We start from the raw sequence: 16,960 nt of genomic DNA, 5'->3' as shown, positions 1-16,960 counted from the left end.
CCGGCCGGCCGGGGTCGGCCGGGTCACCCGGCGCTCAGCTCGTACCAGGGGTTGTAGATGACCTGCCGGCCCTCGAAGGCGGCGAAGCGACCGCGGGCGGTCAGCCGGCGACCGGGCTCGATGCCCGGGATCCGCCGACGGCCCAGCCACACCAGGGTCACCGAGCCGGAGCCGTCGAAGAGCTCGGCCTCGAGGGTGGGCACCGTCTCGCGCGGGGTGTAGACGACCGACTTGATCCGGCCGGTCACCGTCACGACCTCGCCCTTGCGACAGGCGCTGACCGCCGAGCAGCCGGCGGACGCGGTCTCCGACCGGAGCGCCTGGGCATCGACGGTCTGGTCGTCGGCGGTGAGCTTCTGCAGTGTGCGGGAGAGCCAGCCGCGCGCACCGGGCTGCGCGGTCGACCCCACCCTGGTCTCGGTCACGATCCCAGGGTAGTGCTGTCCGGGGCCGCGGTCCGGCGTGCCGTCAGCCACGTCACGGTGCGTCGCCAGGCCTCCCCGGCGAGGTCGATCACGGCCATGTGGTCACCCGGCACGACGCTCACCTCCACGGTGTCCCCGGCCGCGGTGGCCGCCGCCCGGAAGCGCTCGCTCTGGTCGAGCGGCACGGTCGTGTCCTGCGCACCGTGCACGCAGAGCACCGGCACGCCGGTGGGCAGCAGCCGGGCCGGGTCGGCGACCGCGTACCGGTCGGGCACCTCCGCCGGCGTGCCGCCGAGGAAGCCCACGGTGGCACCGTCGCCGAGGTCGGCGGCGACCGACGCCGCCAGGTCCAGCACCCCGGCCTGGGCGACCACGGCGCGGACCGCCACCCGGGGACGGGCGCCGGGTGCCCCGTCGGGCAGCCGGCCCCGGCCGGCGACCCAGGCGGCCAGGTGCCCACCGGCGGAGTGCCCCACCACGGTGACGTCGGAGAGGTCCAGCCGATCGGCCCCGGGCACGTCCGGCAGGGCGTCCAGCGCGGCGGCCACGTCGGCCAGGGTGGCCGGCCAGCCGCCGCCGGCACCCACCCGGCGGTACTCGACGGCGACCGCCGCCCAGCCACGGGCGGCCAGGTCGGCGGCCAGCGGCCGGGCCAGCTCGATCCCGTACCGAGCGCGCCAGAACCCGCCGTGCAGGACGACGACCACCGGTGCCGCCCCGTCGCCGTCGGGGAGCGTGACCTCCAGGAACTGGTCCGGGGCGGGGCCGTAGGCGTGGACGACCGGCGCGGCGGTCACCCGGCGCTGCCGGGCGGGGTGCTGGACGGCGGGGTGCTCGACGGCGGGGTGACGCCGGGAGCGGGAGTCGTGCTGCCGGGCACGGGCGACGCGGGGCCGGTGGCCGGGGAGGCGGGCGGGGTGGTCACGGCCGGGGCCGCCGCGGCGGGCCGGCCGGGCGCGCGGGCAGCTGCCTGCTGCCGGGCCATCTGCGCCGCCGCCTGCGCCGGGAGGGTCAGCGGGAGCTGCTCGCGCACCGGCATCGGCTGCGCGCCGCGGACCACGACGACCTCACGGAACGCCGCCTCCAGTGCTGCGCCCGCCTCCGGCGACTCGGCCGCCGGGCCGGTCATCATGCCGCGCAGGAACCACCGGGGACCGTCGACGCCGAGGAAGCGGGCCGGCCGGCGCACCGGCTTGGCCGGCGCCGTCTGCCCGGGCGGCGTGCTCGGGGTGAGCAGCACCGAGCCGGCCAGTTCCCGGCCGAACGGCCCGTCGACCTCCTTCAGCTGGCCGCCCTGGCCGCTGGCGCCCCGGGCGAGGTCGGCCCGGACCTCGTCCCACAGGCCACCGGCCCGGGGAGCGGCGAAGACCGAGAGCTGGAGCAGCGAGTCCCCCATCCGGAGGCTGGCGCCGACCACCTGCTGCTGGGCGTTCACGTCGACCCGCAGCTCCATGCCGCCGACCGCCGGGACCCGCATCGCGCCCAGGTCCACGCGGGGCCGCCCGTCCTGCGGGGCGTCCGCCTCGTCCCAGGGGCCGCTGGTGGCGGTCTCCTCCCGCTCGCGCACCTGCGGCTCGGGCGGCACGCCCCGCTCGCGGAGGCTGCGGTCGATCCGGTTGCGTCGGCGTCCGAACGGCATGTCAGACCCGTCCTTCCAGGCTCGAGGGAGTGCTGTCGGCGCCCAGCCCCACCGCGCCACCGGTCGAGCCGTGGCCGGCGCTGCCCCGCTCGCTGACCGGCAGCTCGGCCACCGGGACGAAGCGGGCGCGGACGACCGGCTGGACGACCAGCTGGGCGACCCGGTCGCCCCGGCTCAGCCGGAGCGTGGTCGTGGGGTCGAGGTTGACCAGGTTGACCTTGATCTCACCGCGGTAGCCCGCGTCGATCGTCCCCGGCGCGTTGACCAGGCTCAGGCCCAGCCGGTGCGCCAGCCCCGAGCGGGGGTGGACGAAGCCGGCGAAGCCCTCGGGGATCGCCACGGCGACCCCGGTGCCGACCAGCGCGCGCTGGTGCGGGGCGAGCTCCACGTCCTCGGCCAGGCAGAGGTCGGCGCCGGCGTCCCCCGGCAGTGCGTAGGCCGGCGCGACGGCGTCCGGACCGGTGAGCAGCACGGGGACGTCGACCGGGCCGGGCACCGGGTCGTCAGCGGGGGGCAGGGGCACGGCGGCGAGGCTAGCCGCGCGGGCCGCACCGGTGGTGGGCGGCCGGTGGTCGGCGGGCTCCCCCACGCCGGTGCCGCCCCGCGGTCACGAGCCGGGGGCGGCGGGCGGCAGGTGCAGGTCCGACCGCAGCCGATCGGCCAGCTCGGCGGTGGCCTTGCGGTTGCCGCGGGCGGCCAGCGTGGCGCCCACCAGCAGCGGGGCCATGGACGTCGTGCTGCGGGCCAGCCGGCGGGTGACCCGCCGGCGCAGCGCGGCGACCCCCGCGGAGCTCATCGTGGCGAACAACCCGCCCCGGCCCGGCGAGCCGACCGCGCGCTGGGTGGTCCAGCTGGACAGGTACGCCGCGGCGCGCTCCCGCGCGTCCCCGGGCGCCGGCCGGCCGGCCAGCTCGTGCAGCTCGCCGACGAGCACCACCTCGACCGCCGCGACCAGCACCGTCTGCGCCCCCAGCTCCAGGGGGACGGCGACCATCGACGGCGGGGCGAACCACTGGGCGGCCGCCAGCCCGCCGGTCGCCGCCCCGACCGCGCCGGTGAGCCGGGCGGCCCGGGCGACCAGGGCGTCGGCGATCTCGCCGTCGGAGGCCCCCGGGTGGGCGCGGCGCAACCGCTCCCGGTCGCGGATCGGCAGGCGGGGCGCCGCGGCGTCGAGCAGGTCGGTCAGCAGTCCGCCGGGAGCCCAGCCGCGCGACCCGCCGTCGGCGCCGTGGCCGGCACCGGTGGCCCGGTCCGAGCCACCCGCCGCCCGGCGGCCCCCGTCGTCCGACCGGGCCGACCGGGCCGCGCCGGCGACCGCGCCGACGACGTCGGCGAGCACACCGGACGCGGCCCGGGCGCCGGCACCGGCCCGTGCGGAGCCGCGGGTGCCGTCCTTGCCGGCTCCGTTGCCGAGCAGCCCGGCCACGGCGTCGGCCAGGGCGCGGGCGGCGGAGCCGAGCCCGCTGTCAGCGCCGATGACCTCGCCCTCCACCGGCTCCCCGGTCGCATCGACGGGGCGTGGCGGGGGGACGTCCCGGGGACGGCCGGACCGGCCGGGCTGCTCGCTCATCGACCGGCGCCGATCAGGCGCAGTCCCGGCACAGCAGCCGGTCGCCGCGGGTGGCGGCCAGCCGGCTGCGGTGCTGCACCAGGAAGCAGCTGGAGCAGGTGAACTCGTCCTCCTGCTTGGGCAGCACCCGGACGGTCAGCTCCTCGTTGGACAGGTCGGCGCCGGGGAGCTCGAGGTTCTCGTTGAAGTCGGTCTCGTCGACGTCGACCGAGGAGGACTGGGCCTCGGCCCGGCGGGCCTTGAGCTCCTCCAGCGAGTCCTCGCCGAGCTCGTCGGTCTCGTTGCGGCGGGGGGCGTCGTAGTCGGTGGCCATGGTGTGCCCCTTCTCTCGTCTCATCGCGGGCGCACGGCCCGCTCGTCTGCCGTCGGCGCCGAGGCGCCGGCGGCGGTGGTGCCGGCCGCCTCGGCGGCCGGGGGTCTGTCGCCGGCCGGGGTCCCTGCTGGGTCCCTGGCCGGTGTGGCTCGGTCGTGCGGTCGACGGTGCGGCGCGGTCGGGTCGGCAGATCGCCGTCCCGGTCGCCCCGGCGTCCGTCGCTGCAGTCCGGCCAGCCGCCCAACGCCGTCAGGCCCCCGTTTGTGCCCGCCTGCTGCAGGCCGACACATCGAGTCGCCGGGAGGCCGGGCGAGCGTGGGAGCGCCAGAGGCTACCCTGCCGCCGTGGCGACTCCAGTGGGTGCTGATCCGGGGGTCGTCGGGCCCTACCTGGCGACCGCTCTCGGCGACGAGAGGTGGCGGTCGGTGCGCGTCGAGCTGATCGCCGCGGGCATGTCCAACCTCACCTACGTGGTGACCCCCGAGGGTGCGCCCGAGGACGACGCGGTCATCCTGCGCCGCCCGCCGACGGGCGCCGTGCTGGCCACCGCGCACGACATGGTGCGCGAGCACCGGGTCATCTCCGCGCTGGCCGGCACACCCGTGCCGGTGCCGCGCACGCTGCACCTGGCCACCGACACCTCGGTGCTCGGCGCCCCGTTCTACGTGATGGAGCGGGTGGTGGGCGTGCACGTGGTCAACGAGCTGCCCGCCGGGTACGCCGACGCCCCGGCGCAGCGCCGGGCGGTCGCCGACGGGCTGATGGACGTGCTGGCCGACCTGCACGCGGTCGACCCGGCCGCGGTGGGCCTGTCGGACTTCGGCCGTCCGGAGGGCTTCCTGGAACGGCAGGTGCGCCGCTGGACCAAGCAGTGGGACGCCACCCGGGACGCCGACCGGCCGGCCCTGGACGCGCTGGCCGCGCGGCTGGCCGAGACCGTGCCGGCCTCGCAGCGCAGCGGGATCACCCACGGCGACTACCGGCTGGACAATTGCCTGCTCGACCCGGAGGCCCCCGGCCGGGTGCGCGCCGTCCTGGACTGGGAGATGTCCACCCTCGGCGACCCGCTCACCGACCTCGGGATGCTCTTCGTCTACTGGCCGCAGGCCGGTGAGGAGCGCGCGGTCTCGGTGTCCTCGGTGACCACGCTGCCCGGCTTCCCGACCCGGCTGGAGCTGGCCGAGCGGTACGCCTCCCGCAGCGGCGCGGACCTCGCCGACCTCAACTGGTACGTGGGCTTCGCCTACTTCAAGTTCGCCGCGATCGTCGCCGGGATCGTCGCCCGCTCGAAGGCCGGGGCGATGGCCGGCAAGGACACCACGGGGTACGCCGAGAAGATCGACCCCTGCGTCGAACTGGGACGCGCCGCGCTCGAGGACGGTGCGCTGTAGCGGGTCCGCCCGCCGCTAGGGTCGCCTCCGTGTACGTGCTCGCCGCCGCCGTGAGGACCCCGTGACCGAGACCGTGAGCGAGACGGGAACGCGGCGACCCGGCAGCGCGCCGCGCAACCGCCGGCCCCTGCCGGCGCTGGTCTTCCTGCTGGTGCTGGCCCTGGCCGCACTGGCGGTGTGGTGGAACGTGCTCGGTGACGAACGGGCCCGCCAGGAGGCACAGGCGGCCGCCTGCAGCAGCGCCGAGAACGCGCCCGAGGCGCTGGACCCCAGCACCGTGACCCTCCGGGTGCTCAACGCCAGCGACGTCGCCGGGCGGGCCGGTGAGGTCGCCGCGCAGCTGCAGGCCGTCGGCTTCGTGGTCCAGGAGATCGCCAACGACCAGACCGACCACGAGGTCACCGGCGTCGGCGAGCTCCGGTACGGACCGGCCGGCGGTGGGGTCGCCCGCTTCGTGCAGCTGTACCTGCCCCAGGCCACCGAGCGCCGCGACACCCGGGCGACCACCGTGGTGGACGTGGTGCTCGGGCCCGACTACGCCGGGCTGGCGTCGGCGGAGGACGTCGCCGCGGCCCTCGCCCCGGCCCAGGAGGCCGACGCCGCCTCCTGCTGACCACCCGCCGGCCCGGCCCCGTCACGGGGTGGGCCGGCGGACCGGCTCAGCCGGCGGCGTGCAGCCGCTCCAGCAGCTCGACGAGGTGGCCGGCCACCGACGGTGCCGCCGCGACGGCCATCGGCTCGGCGAACGGCCGGCCCGCCGTGCCGGTGACGACCAGGCCGGCCTCGGCAGCGATCAGGGCGCCGGCGGCGTGGTCCCAGGGCTTGAGGTCCAGCTCGTAGTAGGCGTCGACCCGCCCGGCGGCGGCGGCGCACAGGTCCAGCGACGCGCAGCCCCAGCGGCGGATGTCGCGCACCTCGGGCAGCAGCTGGGCCACCACGGCCCCCTGGGCGCGGCGCTGCTCCACCCGGTAGCCGAACCCGGTGGCCACCAGCGTCTGCTCCAGGGACGCCGGCGAGCTGCCGTGCAGCTGCATGGACGCCGCCCCCGGCGCGGTCAGCCACGCGCCCTGGCCGCGGACCGCGGTGAACAGCTCGCCGTTGCCGACGTTGAGCACCACGCCGACCTCGGTGCGGCCGTCGACCTGGCCGGCGATGGAGATCGCGAACGCGGGCAGGCCGTAGAGGAAGTTGACGGTGCCGTCGATGGGGTCGACGACCCAACGGACCCCGCTGGTGCCCTCGGTGGCGGCGCCCTCCTCCCCCAGCACCCCGTCGTCGGGGCGGGCCGCCAGGAGCCGCCGCACGATGAGCGCCTCGCTGGCCTTGTCGACGGCGGTCACCACGTCGACCGGGCTGGACTTGGTGTCCACCTCCTCGGCCGCGCTGCTGCGCCCCGCACCGACCAGGCCCGCGGCCTCCTCGGCGGTGGCCCGGGCCAGCTCGAGCAGCTCGGTGGGCAGGTCCGGGGCGGGGGTGCCGGAGGGGGACGGGGTGGCGCCGGAGGTGGTCACGGGACGGGATCCTGCCCGACCTGTGTGCCATCGCACCCACGGGTCGCTAGCCTCCCCCCGTGCAGGGCTTCGGAGTGGACATCGGTGGCAGTGGCATCAAGGGCTGTGTGGTCGACCTGGACAAGGGCGAGCTGGTCGGGGAACGGGTGCGCATCCCGACCCCCCAGCCGGCCCTCCCCGACCCCGTCTACGGGGTGGTGGCCGACATCGTCGGCCAGTTCGGCTGGGAGGGGCGGATCGGCGTCACCTACCCGGGGGTCATGAAGCACGGCGTGGCCTTCACCGCCGCCAACATGGACAAGAGCTGGATCGGCACCGACATGGCCGCCGGCCTGGAGGCGGTGATCCCCGGCACCGTGCAGACGCTCAACGACGCCGACGCGGCCGGGATCGCCGAGATGGCCTACGGCGCCGGGCGCGGTGAGCGGGGCCTGGTGCTCATGCTGACCTTCGGCACCGGCATCGGCAGCGCCCTGTTCATCGACGGCACGCTCGTGCCCAACACCGAGTTCGGCCACATCGAGGTCGACGGCGAGGACGGCGAGAAGCGCGCCTCCGCCTCCGCCCGGGAGCGCGAGGAGCTCAGCTACCCGCAGTGGGCCAAGCGCGTCGACCGCTACCTGGACACGCTGGAGCACAGCCTCTGGCCCGACCTGGTCATCGTCGGCGGCGGGGTGAGCAAGAAGGCCGACAAGTGGGTCCCGCTGCTGTCGACCCGCACCCGGGTCGTCGCCGCCGAGCTGCTCAACGACGCCGGCATCGTCGGGGCGGCGCTGGCCGCGGAGCAGCACATCGGGCAGTGACGGCGACCGCTCGCCGGGTGGGGCTCCGCACGGGCTCCCCCGGCGGGCGGGGCCGCGCAGGTCACCGGACCGCACCCGGCACAGAACCGGTGGACCGGGACGTGCCCGTCGTTACAATGGAGCCGCCCCAGCGCGCCGCTCCTCAGCCAGCAGGTCATCCCCGGTCCCCAGCACGGTGAAACACCTCGCGGTGTGTCGCCCCGCCGGGCTCGTCGGTGGGCCGCTGCCGTCCGGACGACGCGTGGGGCCGCTGCCCGCGGGCCACACGGTCCTCGAGGAACGCACCGCAGTAGTACGGGAAGGAACCTGAGTGCCCGCCGACCAGCCAGGACCGGACGCAACCACGGTGAGCAGCACGAGTCGCAGCCGGACGGTCGCCGCCCGCTCCAGCGCCTCGTCGTCCACCACCCCGGTGACCGCCTCCGCCAAGAAGCCCGCGGCCAAGCGGGCCCCGGCGAAGAAGGCGGCCTCCCGCAAGCCCACGATCGCCCCCTCCCCCGGCACCGGTGAGGGCACCGTGCTGACCGCCGTCGCCTCCGACGGGGCGGCCGTCGCGGTGGTCGACGCCGGCGCCGAGGGCCTCAAGCTCGACGAGACGGTCGTGACCGGCAAGGACGGCGTCGCGGAGACCGGCGAGGCCGACAAGGAGGACGCCGAGGGCGGCGACTTCGAGTGGGACGACGAGGAGGAGTCCGAGGCGCTGCGGCAGGCCCGCAAGGACGCCGAGCTCACCGCCTCCGCCGACTCGGTCCGCGCGTACCTCAAGCAGATCGGCAAGGTCGCGCTGCTCACCGCCGAGGAGGAGGTCGACCTCGCCAAGCGGATCGAGGCCGGGCTCTACGGCGCCGAGCGGCTGCGCCAGGTCGAGGAGGAGGGCCAGAAGCTCTCCCCGCAGATGCGCCGCGACCTCAACTGGATCGTCCGCGACGGCGAGCGCGCCAAGAACCACCTGCTGGAGGCGAACCTCCGCCTGGTCGTCTCGCTGGCCAAGCGCTACACCGGCCGCGGCATGGCGTTCCTGGACCTGATCCAGGAGGGCAACCTCGGGCTCATCCGTGCGGTCGAGAAGTTCGACTACACCAAGGGCTACAAGTTCTCCACCTACGCCACCTGGTGGATCCGCCAGGCGATCACCCGCGCCATGGCCGACCAGGCCCGCACCATCCGCATCCCGGTGCACATGGTCGAGGTCATCAACAAGCTCGGCCGCATCCAGCGCGAGCTGCTCCAGGACCTGGGCCGCGAGCCCACCCCGGAGGAGCTGGCCAAGGAGATGGACATCACCCCGGAGAAGGTGCTGGAGATCCAGCAGTACGCCCGGGAGCCGATCAGCCTCGACCAGACCATCGGCGACGAGGGCGACAGCCAGCTCGGTGACTTCATCGAGGACTCCGAGGCGGTCGTCGCCGTCGACGCGGTCAGCTTCACCCTCATGCAGGACCAGCTGACCAGCGTGCTGCAGACGCTGTCCGAGCGCGAGGCCGGCGTCGTCCGGCTGCGCTTCGGCCTCACCGACGGGCAGCCGCGCACGCTCGACGAGATCGGCCAGGTCTACGGGGTCACCCGCGAGCGGATCCGGCAGATCGAGTCCAAGACGATGTCCAAGCTCCGCCACCCCAGCCGCTCCCAGGTGCTGCGCGACTACCTCGACTGAGGAAGGACCCCCCTGCCCCCCACCACTCGCAAGCTCGCGGCGGGGCCCTGCAGGGGGGCCGAACGGCACTACGGGGCCGAGGTGCACTGCGGCGGCCGGCGATCCTCTGGGTCGCCGGCCGCTGGCGTGTCCGGCTGCTGGGGGACGCGGACGCTCCCAACGGGTGACGACCCGGTGTACGACGGCACGTGGTGGGTAGACGGCGTAGCGTGGGCGTCGTCAGAACAGCAGCGGACCCACAGCTGGCCTGAGCCAGTGAACGAGATCCACCAGTACGTGCACCATCCGGACCCAGTTCCGAACCAGCGACGTCCCCTGCTGACCCGTTCCACCCGCACCGCCCGTGTCACGGACTCATCTCGATCGGTGAGTCGGTGCACAGTCGGCGCCGGAGCGGGAACACGAGGGGCCATCCTGGCGCTGTGCAGGAGGCCGATCCGCAGCCGCGGGTCCGTGCGGTAGAGAGCGAGTGATGAGCCAGATGACCCAGACGCTGACGACGACCCCGCCCACCGAAGACCTCGTCGTTCCCTTCCACTGCGACCGCTGCGGTGCTCTGGCCAAGGTGCGCGTGGTCCTCCCGAGTGGGAGCGACCTCGTCTTCTGTGGACACCACGCACGTGAGTACGAGGGCAAGCTCCGCGACATCGCGGCCGACTTCATCGAGACCGACGGCGAGGCGCGCGTCTCCCACTGACGAGGGCAACTATCGTCGCGCCAGCGATGAAGCCCTCACCCGACGAAGCCGCCGGCACCCCGGACCCGCACCGCGGGCACGGGGAGCCGGCGGCTTCGTCGTCCTCGGGACCGGACCGCGGTCCCCGCCGATCCGGAGAGCGACCGATGCCGCAGGAACCCCGCGACGACACCGTCCGCCTGGAGCCGGACGGCACCGTCGGCGCGGCCCGGACCGGCCGCCCACCAGCGGTCCCCCCGACCGCCCGGCCGGCCACCGAACCGGTCGCCGGGCCCGAGGCCCAGCCCGGCGGTGCAGCCGTGCCCCCGGCTCCGGAGGCCGCTGGGTCCCCGGCGGACGCGGACCAGGTCACCGACCCGGCCCCGACCGTGCCGCCGGCCTCCGAGCCGTCCGACACCCAGGTCATCCCGCCGGTGAGCGACGACACCGCCGCAGCCGGCGGCCCGGCGCCGACCCAGGACACCCCCGGTGCAGCCCGCGGCACGGACGAGACCGCGACGATCAGCGGCCCGCCCCCGGCAGCCCCTCGGGACACCGACGAGACCGCCACGATCTCCGGCCCGCCCCCGGCAGCCGGACGCGATGCGGAGGCGACCGCACTGATCGCCGGCCGCGTCCCGGCCGATGACCCCGCCGCCCACCACGGCGACGACACCGGCGCTCCGCCGCCCCCGACCGGGTCCCCCGGCGAGGAGCGCCCCTGGTGGCGCCGCCGGGCGGTCACCGTCCCGGCAGCCGCCGTCCTGACCCTGGGCGTCCTCTACGGCGTCGACCTGCTGATCGCCGGCGACGACGTCCCGCGCGGCACCGTGGTGGCCGGCGTGGACGTCGGCGGGCTGTCCCCCGCGGCCGCCACCGAGCGGCTGGAGAGCGACCTCGCACCCCGGATCGCCGCCGACCACCCGCTGGTGGCCGCCGACGTGCAGGGCGTGCTGCACCCGGCCAGCGCCGGGATCTCCCTCGACGTCCCGGCCACCGTGGACGTCGCCGACGACCAACCGCTCAACCCCTGGACCCGGCTGGTCTCCCTGGTCGGTGACCGCGAGGTCGAGCCGGTGCTGGCGGCCGACGAGACCGCCCTCGCGGCGCAGGTCGAGCAGTTCGCCACGACGGTCGACCGGGCGCCGGTCGACGCCTCGATCACCCTCGACGGCACCACGCCGCAGCTGGTCGAGCCGGCCGAGGGGCGCGAGCTGGACCGTGACGTGGCAGCCGAGACGATCACCGCCACCCTCGCCGCCGGTGGCGACCCCGACACCCCGATCGAGCTCCCCGTCGAGGTGACCGCACCACGGGTCGAGACCGCCGAGGCCCAGCGGGTGCTGGACGAGACGGTCACCCCGGCGCTCGCCGCACCGGTCACCGTCGTCGGTGCGGACGGGGCCGACTCCGTCGACCTGCCGGTCACCGCGATCGCGGCGTCACTCACCTTCAACCCGCAGGACGACGGCAGCCTCGCCGTCGCCGTCGACCCGGCCGCGCTGCAGACCGCGGTGGGCGAGGAGCTGGGCGCCTTCGGCTCCCCCGCTCAGGACGCCCGCTTCGAGGTGTCCGGCGACACGATCAGCGTCGTGCCGTCGGTCGACGGTCAGGGGATCGACCCGGCCGTCCTCGCCACCGAGCTGCTGCCGGTGCTCGACGACCCGGCCCCCCGCTCGGTCACCGCGGCCCTCGGCCCGGTGCCGGCCGAGTTCACCACCGAGCAGGCGCAGGCGCTGGGCATCAAGGAGCAGGTCAGCTCCTTCAGCACGAACTTCACCAGCGCCGCGAGCGGCACGAACATCCGGGTGGTCGCCGCCGAGGTCGACGGCGCGCTGGTCCGGCCGGGCGAGACGTTCAGCCTGAACGGCTACACCGGCCCGCGCGGAACCGCGCAGGGGTACGTGCCGGCTGCGGTGATCAGCGGGGGCGAGCTGTCGCAGGCAGTCGGTGGGGGGATCAGCCAGTTCGCGACCACGATGTTCAACGCGGTCTTCTTCGCCGGGCTCGAGGACGTCTACCACAAGCCGCACAGCTTCTACATCAGCCGCTACCCCGCCGGGCGTGAGGCGACGGTCTACGAGGGCCAGATCGACCTGCAGTGGCGCAACGACACCGAGACCGGCATCTACGTGCAGACCCAGTGGGTGCCGGGCACGCTCACCGTCACCTTCTGGGGCACCCGCTACTACGACGTCCAGTCGATCAGCAGCGAGCGCCGCAACATCCGGCAGCCGGCCGTGCAGGAGAAGGTCGACGACGGCAACTGCACCCCGCAGTCGGGCTCGCTGGGCTTCGACATCACCGTCACCCGGGTCTTCCGGGACCTGGCCGGCGGCGCGGAGATCCGTCGTGAGTCCTTCGACACCCGCTACGCGGCCGAGGCGGTCATCCGCTGCGTCCCGCCGCCGGCGCCGACCGACCCGGCGGCGGTCCCCCCGGCGACCGGCGCACCGGCGCCGTCCACCCCGGCCGGTCGCCGCCCCGGCGCGCGGACCGGCGGGGCACCCCGGGCCGGCCGGCGACGCTGCTGACCCCTGTCACCTCCGGTGGGAGGGGACGTGACGGCCGGGCCGGCACCACGGACGACCGAGCCGTGCAGACTGTGGTCGTGGCCTCCCTCGTCCCGAGCAGCTCAGCGGCACGCGCCGCCGAGCTGACCGGTACGGCCACCTCGCCGACAGCCGACACCGCGCCGGCCGGGGCGACGGCGCGCGGGGGCCACCGGCCCGGCCGGCTGGACAGGCTGCCCACACCGGTACGGGTGCCGCTCCAGGTGCTGGGACGGACGCTGGCCAAGGCCTGGCAGGACAGGATCCTCGGGCTGTCGGCCGAGGCCGCCTTCTGGCAGATCCTCTCGGTGCCGCCGCTGCTGATCGGGCTGCTCGGCTCCCTCGGCTACCTCAGTTCGTGGATCGGCCAGGACGCCGTGGAGACGATCGAGGAGCAGCTGGTGAACGCCTCGGCGGAGGCGCTGACCCCGGGCGTCGTCCAGTCGCTGGTGCAGCCGACACTGAACGAGATCCTCGCCCCAGGCCGGCTGGAGGTGGTCAGCCTGGGCTTCCTGGTGTCGCTGTGGGCCGGCTCCTCGGCCACCGCGACGTTCCTGAACACCAGCGTCATCGCCTACGACCAGCGCGACGTCCGGGGGCCGATCCGCACCCGGCTGATGGCGCTGTGGCTGTTCGTCGTCGGCCTGGTGCTCGCCGTGCTCACCCTGCCGTTGCTCGTGCTCGGCCGGGGCACACTGGTCGGGCTGCTGCCCACGGAGTGGCGGGGCACCGCCACGCTGCTGGTCGACGCGGTCTACTGGCCGCTGGTGGTGTCGGCGCTGATCCTGGCGCTGACCAGCTTCTACCACGTGATCCTGCCGCGGCGTCTGCCCTGGCACCGGCACCTGCTGGGTGCGGTCTTCGCGGTGGGCTTCTTCATCCTGGCGGCACTGGTGCTGCGCAGCTACGTCGCCGACGTGCTCACCACCGCGCTGCCCTACGGTGCGCTGGCGGCACCGATCGCCGCACTGCTGTTCTGCTTCCTGCTGGGCATGTCCATGCTGCTGGGCGCCGAGTTGAACGCCACCGTGGAGGCGCGCTGGCCGGCCCAGCAGCGCCGGCACGACCGCCGCCGGCAGCGCCGCCGGGCGGCCAAGATCGAGCTCGAGGCGGAGAAGCTCGGCCTCCGCTGATCGAAGGACCCCCGCGCCCCCCGACCCACGCTGCGCGCGGGTCGGGCCCCTGCGCGGGGGCCTACTTCTTGAGCTGGTTGTAGACCTCCGTGCAGGCCGGGCAGACCGGGCTGCCGGGCTTGGGGCTCTTGGTCACCGGGAAGACCTCACCGCAGAGCGCCTCGACCATGGTGCCCATGACGGCGCTCTCGGCGATCTGGTTCTTCTTCACGTAGTGGAAGACCTCGTTGGCGTTGCCGGTGTCGGCGTCGCGGACGTCCGGGCGCTCGAGGATGTCGGCGCTGCTCATGGGCTGCTCCCTCAGGTCTCGGGTTCGGGCCGGTGTCCGGTCCGTAACGGGCTGCCCTCCATGATGGCAGGGTGCCTGCCCCCTCCTCCGGAACTCCGTCCGTCCTCTCCCCCGAGGTGGCCGACGCGCTCGCCGCGGGCCGGCCCGTCGTCGCCCTGGAGAGCACCCTGCTCGCCCACGGCCTCCCCCGCCCGGAGAACCGTGCTGCCGCCGACGAGGTGGAGGCCGCGGTGCGCGCCGGCGGCGCGGTGCCGGCCACCATCGCGGTGCTCGACGGCGTGCCCCACGTGGGGCTGACCGCGGCCGAGGTCGACCGGGTCTGCGCCGACCCGGAGCTCGCCAAGCTCGGGGTCCGCGACCTGCCGGTCGCCGCCGCGCTGGGCCGCAGCGGCGCGACCACCGTCTCCAGCACGGCGCTGCTGGCCGCCCGGGCCGGGATCGGCGTCTTCGCCACCGGCGGGCTGGGCGGCGTGCACCGGCTGGCCAGCGACACCTTCGACGAGTCCGCCGACCTGGTCGCCCTGGCCCGCACCTCGCTGGTGGTCGTCTGCGCTGGCGTGAAGTCCATCCTCGACGTCCCGGCCACCCTGGAGCGGCTGGAGTCGCTGTCGGTGACCGTCGTCGGTTACCGCACGAACCGCTTCCCGGGCTTCTACGTGGCCGACTCCGGGTCGCCGGTCGACTGGTCGGTGACGACCCCCGCCGAGGCGGCGCGGGTGTTCGCCGCCCGCCGGGAGCTCGCCCCCGGCGCGGTCGTGGTGGCCAACCCCCTGCCTGCCGACCAGCAGCTGGACGCCGAGCTGCACGACCGGGTCATCGCCGACGCACTCGCCGCCGCGGACGCCGCCGGTGCCCGCGGGAAGGACGTCACCCCGTTCATCCTCGGGCACCTGCACGAGGCCAGCGGCGGGGCGAGCCTGGCGGTGAACGTGCGCCTCGTGCTGCGCAACGCAGAGCTGGCCGGGCAGATCGCGGCCGAGCTCGCCGCGCTCGCCCGCTGACCCCGGCGGTGGCCGCCCCACCGGTGGTGGTCGTCGGTGACGTGTGCACCGACGTCGTCGTCCTGCTCTCCGGGGAGCCGGCACCGGACTCGGACCGGCCGGCGGCGATCAGCACCGCCGGTGGCGGGGCCGCGGCGAACGTCGCCGCCCACCTCGCCGACCTCGGCACGCCGGTGACGCTGGCCGGCTGCGTGGGCGACGACCTGCCCGGTGAGGCGCTGCGCGCCGAGCTGGCTGCGGCCGGCGTGGAGCTCGCCCTGCGCACCGTGCCGGGCGTGCCCACCGGCACGATCGTGAGCCTGGTCGAGCCGGGCGGGGAACGGAGCTTCCTCGCCGACCGGGGCGCGAACCTGGCACTGCAGGCCGCCGACGTCCCCGACCCGGCTCCCGGTGGTCACCTGCACCTGTCCGGCTACACGCTGCTGGCACCCGGCCCCCGGACCGCCGGTCTCGCGGCCCTGGCGCGGGCCCGGGCGGCGGGCTGCACCGTGTCGATCGACCCGGCGTCCACCGGGCCGCTGGCGGCGCACGGCGTCGACCGGTGGCTGGCCGAGACCGCGGCGGCCACCCTGCTGCTGCCCAACGCCGACGAGGCGCGGCTGCTCACCGGCTGCACCGACCCGGCGGCCGCGGCCCGCACGCTGGCGGCACGGCACCCCGTGGTGGTGGTCACCCTGGGGGCCGAGGGCGCGCTCTGGGCGGCCGGCGACCTGCTCGTGCACCGGCCGGCGCACCCGGCCGTCGTCGTCGACACCACCGGCGCGGGCGATGCGTTCACCGCGGGCGTGCTGGCCGCCTGGGCGTCGTCCGGCGGGCGACCGGACCCGGTGCGCGCGCTGGACGCGGGGCTGGCCCGGGCCGCCGCCGTGGTGGCCCGGCCCGGGGCCCGCTGACTCACATGTCGATGACGCGGGCCCTGCTGCTGCCGGACTCGAGGATCCGGTCCGGCGCCGGCGGCCGGTAGCGGTTCGGGTCGATCTTCTTCTTCGGCGGCCGGTCGTTGGCCATGACCACCGCCACCCAGGGCAGCACGGTGCCGAGGACGGCGAAGACGGCCATCAACCAGATCGAGTACTGGTAGGTGAGCGCGGCCAGGACGAGGCTGACGCCACGGATCAGCATGGTGATCGCGTAGCGCTTCTTGCGGGCCGCGTGCTGGTCGGCCCGGCTGGGCTCGGCCTCGGTGATGAGCAGCGGCTCGCTGCGGTCGTGCCGGCTGACGGACTGGCTGGAGGCCACGGATGCCCTTCCCTGGACTGGCCGGGGGAAGGGCGGCGGTGGTCGGCTGGGTCGTGCAGGTGGTTCGACCGGCCCCGGAGCCCCCGGCTCCTGAGGCCCATCGTGCCACTCGATCGTGCGCCATGCAGCGCCCTGGCCGACCCGCTGCGGGGGCGACTCAGCCGGCCGGCGCCTTCGCCGCCCGGGCCTCCTTGGCGGCCTGCTTGGCCGCCTGCTTGAACGCCCGCACCTCGGCGAGGGACGTCGGGTCGGTGATGTCGGCGACCGACCGGCGGGCCCCCTCCTGCCCGTAGTCGCCGGCGGCCTCCCGCCAGCCCGGCGGGGTGACCCCGTACTGCTTGCCCAGCAGCGCCAGGAAGATCGTCGCCTTCTGCGCGCCGAAGCCGGGCAGCTCCTTCAGCCGGCGCAGCAGGGCGGCTCCGTCCGGGACGTCGGCCCACACCGCGTCGGCCCGGCCGTCGTACCGCTCCACCAGCACCCGGGCCAGCTCCTGGGTGCGGGCGGCCATCGACCCGGGATAGCGGTGCACCGCCGGCGGCCCCTGGAAGTGCCGGGCCAGCTCGGCCGGGTCGCACTCGGCGAGCTCGACCGCGGACAGCGTCGCGACGCCCAGCCGGTCGGCCAGCAGCCGCGGGCCGGCGAAGGCGCGCTCCATCGGGAACTGCTGGTCCAGCAGCATGCCGATCAGCAGCGCCAGCGGGTCACGGCCGAGCAGCTCGTCGGCGGCGGTGTCCTGGGAGATGTGGAGGGTCGGCACGCAGCCG

Annotated in this window: 19 protein-coding genes; 9 read left to right on the top strand and 10 right to left on the bottom strand. The window is 75.6% G+C overall.

From position 1 onward, the window contains the following. Window positions 1–23: 23 nt before the first annotated feature. The 6 genes from ACJTNH_RS16030 to ACJTNH_RS16005 form a co-directional block, all read right to left on the bottom strand. A complete protein-coding gene (locus ACJTNH_RS16030) occupies window positions 24–425 on the bottom strand; it encodes an OB-fold nucleic acid binding domain-containing protein (protein WP_458177384.1) in 402 nt (133 codons plus the stop codon). After that, window positions 422–1,222, bottom strand: coding sequence for an alpha/beta hydrolase family protein (locus ACJTNH_RS16025; protein ID WP_458177382.1), 801 nt, complete (start codon window positions 1,220–1,222; stop codon window positions 422–424). The genes ACJTNH_RS16030 and ACJTNH_RS16025 overlap by 4 nt, the downstream gene beginning before the upstream one ends. Beyond that, on the bottom strand, window positions 1,219–2,064 hold the full coding sequence (locus ACJTNH_RS16020) for a DUF3710 domain-containing protein (protein WP_458177380.1): 846 nt from the start codon (window positions 2,062–2,064) through the stop codon (window positions 1,219–1,221). Before ACJTNH_RS16020 ends, ACJTNH_RS16025 begins: the two co-directional genes overlap by 4 nt. Before the next feature lies 1 nt (window position 2,065). Next, a complete protein-coding gene (gene dut / locus ACJTNH_RS16015; protein ID WP_458177378.1) occupies window positions 2,066–2,587 on the bottom strand; it encodes a dUTP diphosphatase in 522 nt (173 codons plus the stop codon). An 84-nt stretch (window positions 2,588–2,671) separates the two neighbouring features. Beyond that, entirely contained in the window at window positions 2,672–3,634 is a 963-nt protein-coding gene (locus ACJTNH_RS16010) for a hypothetical protein (RefSeq protein ID WP_458177376.1), read from the bottom strand. A gap of 13 nt (window positions 3,635–3,647) precedes the next feature. Continuing rightward, complete coding sequence (locus ACJTNH_RS16005; RefSeq protein WP_222196174.1) at window positions 3,648–3,947, bottom strand: DUF4193 domain-containing protein; 300 nt, start codon at window positions 3,945–3,947, stop codon at window positions 3,648–3,650. A gap of 344 nt (window positions 3,948–4,291) precedes the next feature. Here ACJTNH_RS16005 and ACJTNH_RS16000 point away from each other — a divergent pair, with 344 nt between their 5' ends. Together ACJTNH_RS16000 and ACJTNH_RS15995 are read left to right on the top strand one after the other, a co-directional pair. Continuing rightward, window positions 4,292–5,338, top strand: coding sequence for a phosphotransferase family protein (locus ACJTNH_RS16000; protein WP_458177374.1), 1,047 nt, complete (start codon window positions 4,292–4,294; stop codon window positions 5,336–5,338). Window positions 5,339–5,399: 61 nt separating this feature from the next. Continuing rightward, window positions 5,400–5,951 (top strand): LytR C-terminal domain-containing protein, encoded by a 552-nt coding sequence (locus ACJTNH_RS15995; RefSeq protein ID WP_458177372.1) that lies wholly within the window; start codon window positions 5,400–5,402, stop codon window positions 5,949–5,951. A 46-nt stretch (window positions 5,952–5,997) separates the two neighbouring features. On the opposite strand, the gene ACJTNH_RS15990 is transcribed toward ACJTNH_RS15995, so the two are convergent. Beyond that, complete coding sequence (locus ACJTNH_RS15990; protein WP_458177370.1) at window positions 5,998–6,849, bottom strand: inositol monophosphatase family protein; 852 nt, start codon at window positions 6,847–6,849, stop codon at window positions 5,998–6,000. Window positions 6,850–6,908: 59 nt separating this feature from the next. Here ACJTNH_RS15990 and ppgK point away from each other — a divergent pair, with 59 nt between their 5' ends. The 5 genes from ppgK to ACJTNH_RS15965 all read left to right on the top strand — a co-directional run bounded on the left by ppgK (window position 6,909) and on the right by ACJTNH_RS15965 (window position 13,667). Continuing rightward, window positions 6,909–7,652: a polyphosphate--glucose phosphotransferase gene (ppgK, locus tag ACJTNH_RS15985; RefSeq protein ID WP_458177368.1), complete on the top strand. Its 744-nt coding sequence runs from the start codon at window positions 6,909–6,911 to the stop codon at window positions 7,650–7,652. 346 nt (window positions 7,653–7,998) lie between these two features. Next, window positions 7,999–9,306 carry an RNA polymerase sigma factor gene (locus ACJTNH_RS15980; protein WP_458177366.1) on the top strand — a complete coding sequence of 436 codons (1,308 nt, stop codon included), beginning with the start codon at window positions 7,999–8,001 and terminating at the stop codon, window positions 9,304–9,306. A gap of 472 nt (window positions 9,307–9,778) precedes the next feature. After that, a complete protein-coding gene (locus ACJTNH_RS15975; protein WP_458177364.1) occupies window positions 9,779–10,003 on the top strand; it encodes a DUF7455 domain-containing protein in 225 nt (74 codons plus the stop codon). 146 nt (window positions 10,004–10,149) lie between these two features. Next, on the top strand, window positions 10,150–12,516 hold the full coding sequence (locus tag ACJTNH_RS15970) for a VanW family protein (protein WP_458177362.1): 2,367 nt from the start codon (window positions 10,150–10,152) through the stop codon (window positions 12,514–12,516). A 77-nt stretch (window positions 12,517–12,593) separates the two neighbouring features. Next, window positions 12,594–13,667, top strand: a complete 1,074-nt coding sequence (locus ACJTNH_RS15965) for a YihY/virulence factor BrkB family protein (protein WP_458177360.1) — start codon at window positions 12,594–12,596, stop codon at window positions 13,665–13,667. Window positions 13,668–13,728: 61 nt separating this feature from the next. On the opposite strand, the gene ACJTNH_RS15960 is transcribed toward ACJTNH_RS15965, so the two are convergent. After that, window positions 13,729–13,956 (bottom strand): DUF3039 domain-containing protein, encoded by a 228-nt coding sequence (locus ACJTNH_RS15960; protein WP_458177358.1) that lies wholly within the window; start codon window positions 13,954–13,956, stop codon window positions 13,729–13,731. Window positions 13,957–14,027: 71 nt separating this feature from the next. On the opposite strand from ACJTNH_RS15960, the gene ACJTNH_RS15955 reads away from it, so the two are divergent. Next, on the top strand, window positions 14,028–14,957 hold the full coding sequence (locus ACJTNH_RS15955) for a pseudouridine-5'-phosphate glycosidase (RefSeq protein WP_458177355.1): 930 nt from the start codon (window positions 14,028–14,030) through the stop codon (window positions 14,955–14,957). An 8-nt stretch (window positions 14,958–14,965) separates the two neighbouring features. After that, on the top strand, window positions 14,966–15,850 hold the full coding sequence (locus ACJTNH_RS15950) for a carbohydrate kinase family protein (RefSeq protein WP_458177353.1): 885 nt from the start codon (window positions 14,966–14,968) through the stop codon (window positions 15,848–15,850). Between the two features lies 1 nt (window position 15,851). On the opposite strand, the gene ACJTNH_RS15945 is transcribed toward ACJTNH_RS15950, so the two are convergent. Together ACJTNH_RS15945 and ACJTNH_RS15940 are read right to left on the bottom strand one after the other, a co-directional pair. Next, a complete protein-coding gene (locus ACJTNH_RS15945; RefSeq protein ID WP_458177351.1) occupies window positions 15,852–16,196 on the bottom strand; it encodes a DUF3099 domain-containing protein in 345 nt (114 codons plus the stop codon). A gap of 157 nt (window positions 16,197–16,353) precedes the next feature. Next, window positions 16,354–16,953, bottom strand: a complete 600-nt coding sequence (locus ACJTNH_RS15940) for an HhH-GPD-type base excision DNA repair protein (RefSeq protein WP_458177349.1) — start codon at window positions 16,951–16,953, stop codon at window positions 16,354–16,356. Window positions 16,954–16,960 lie beyond the last annotated feature (7 nt).

The organism is Modestobacter lacusdianchii (assembly GCF_054177765.1).
This window is presented reverse-complemented; position numbering and strand designations above follow the sequence as displayed.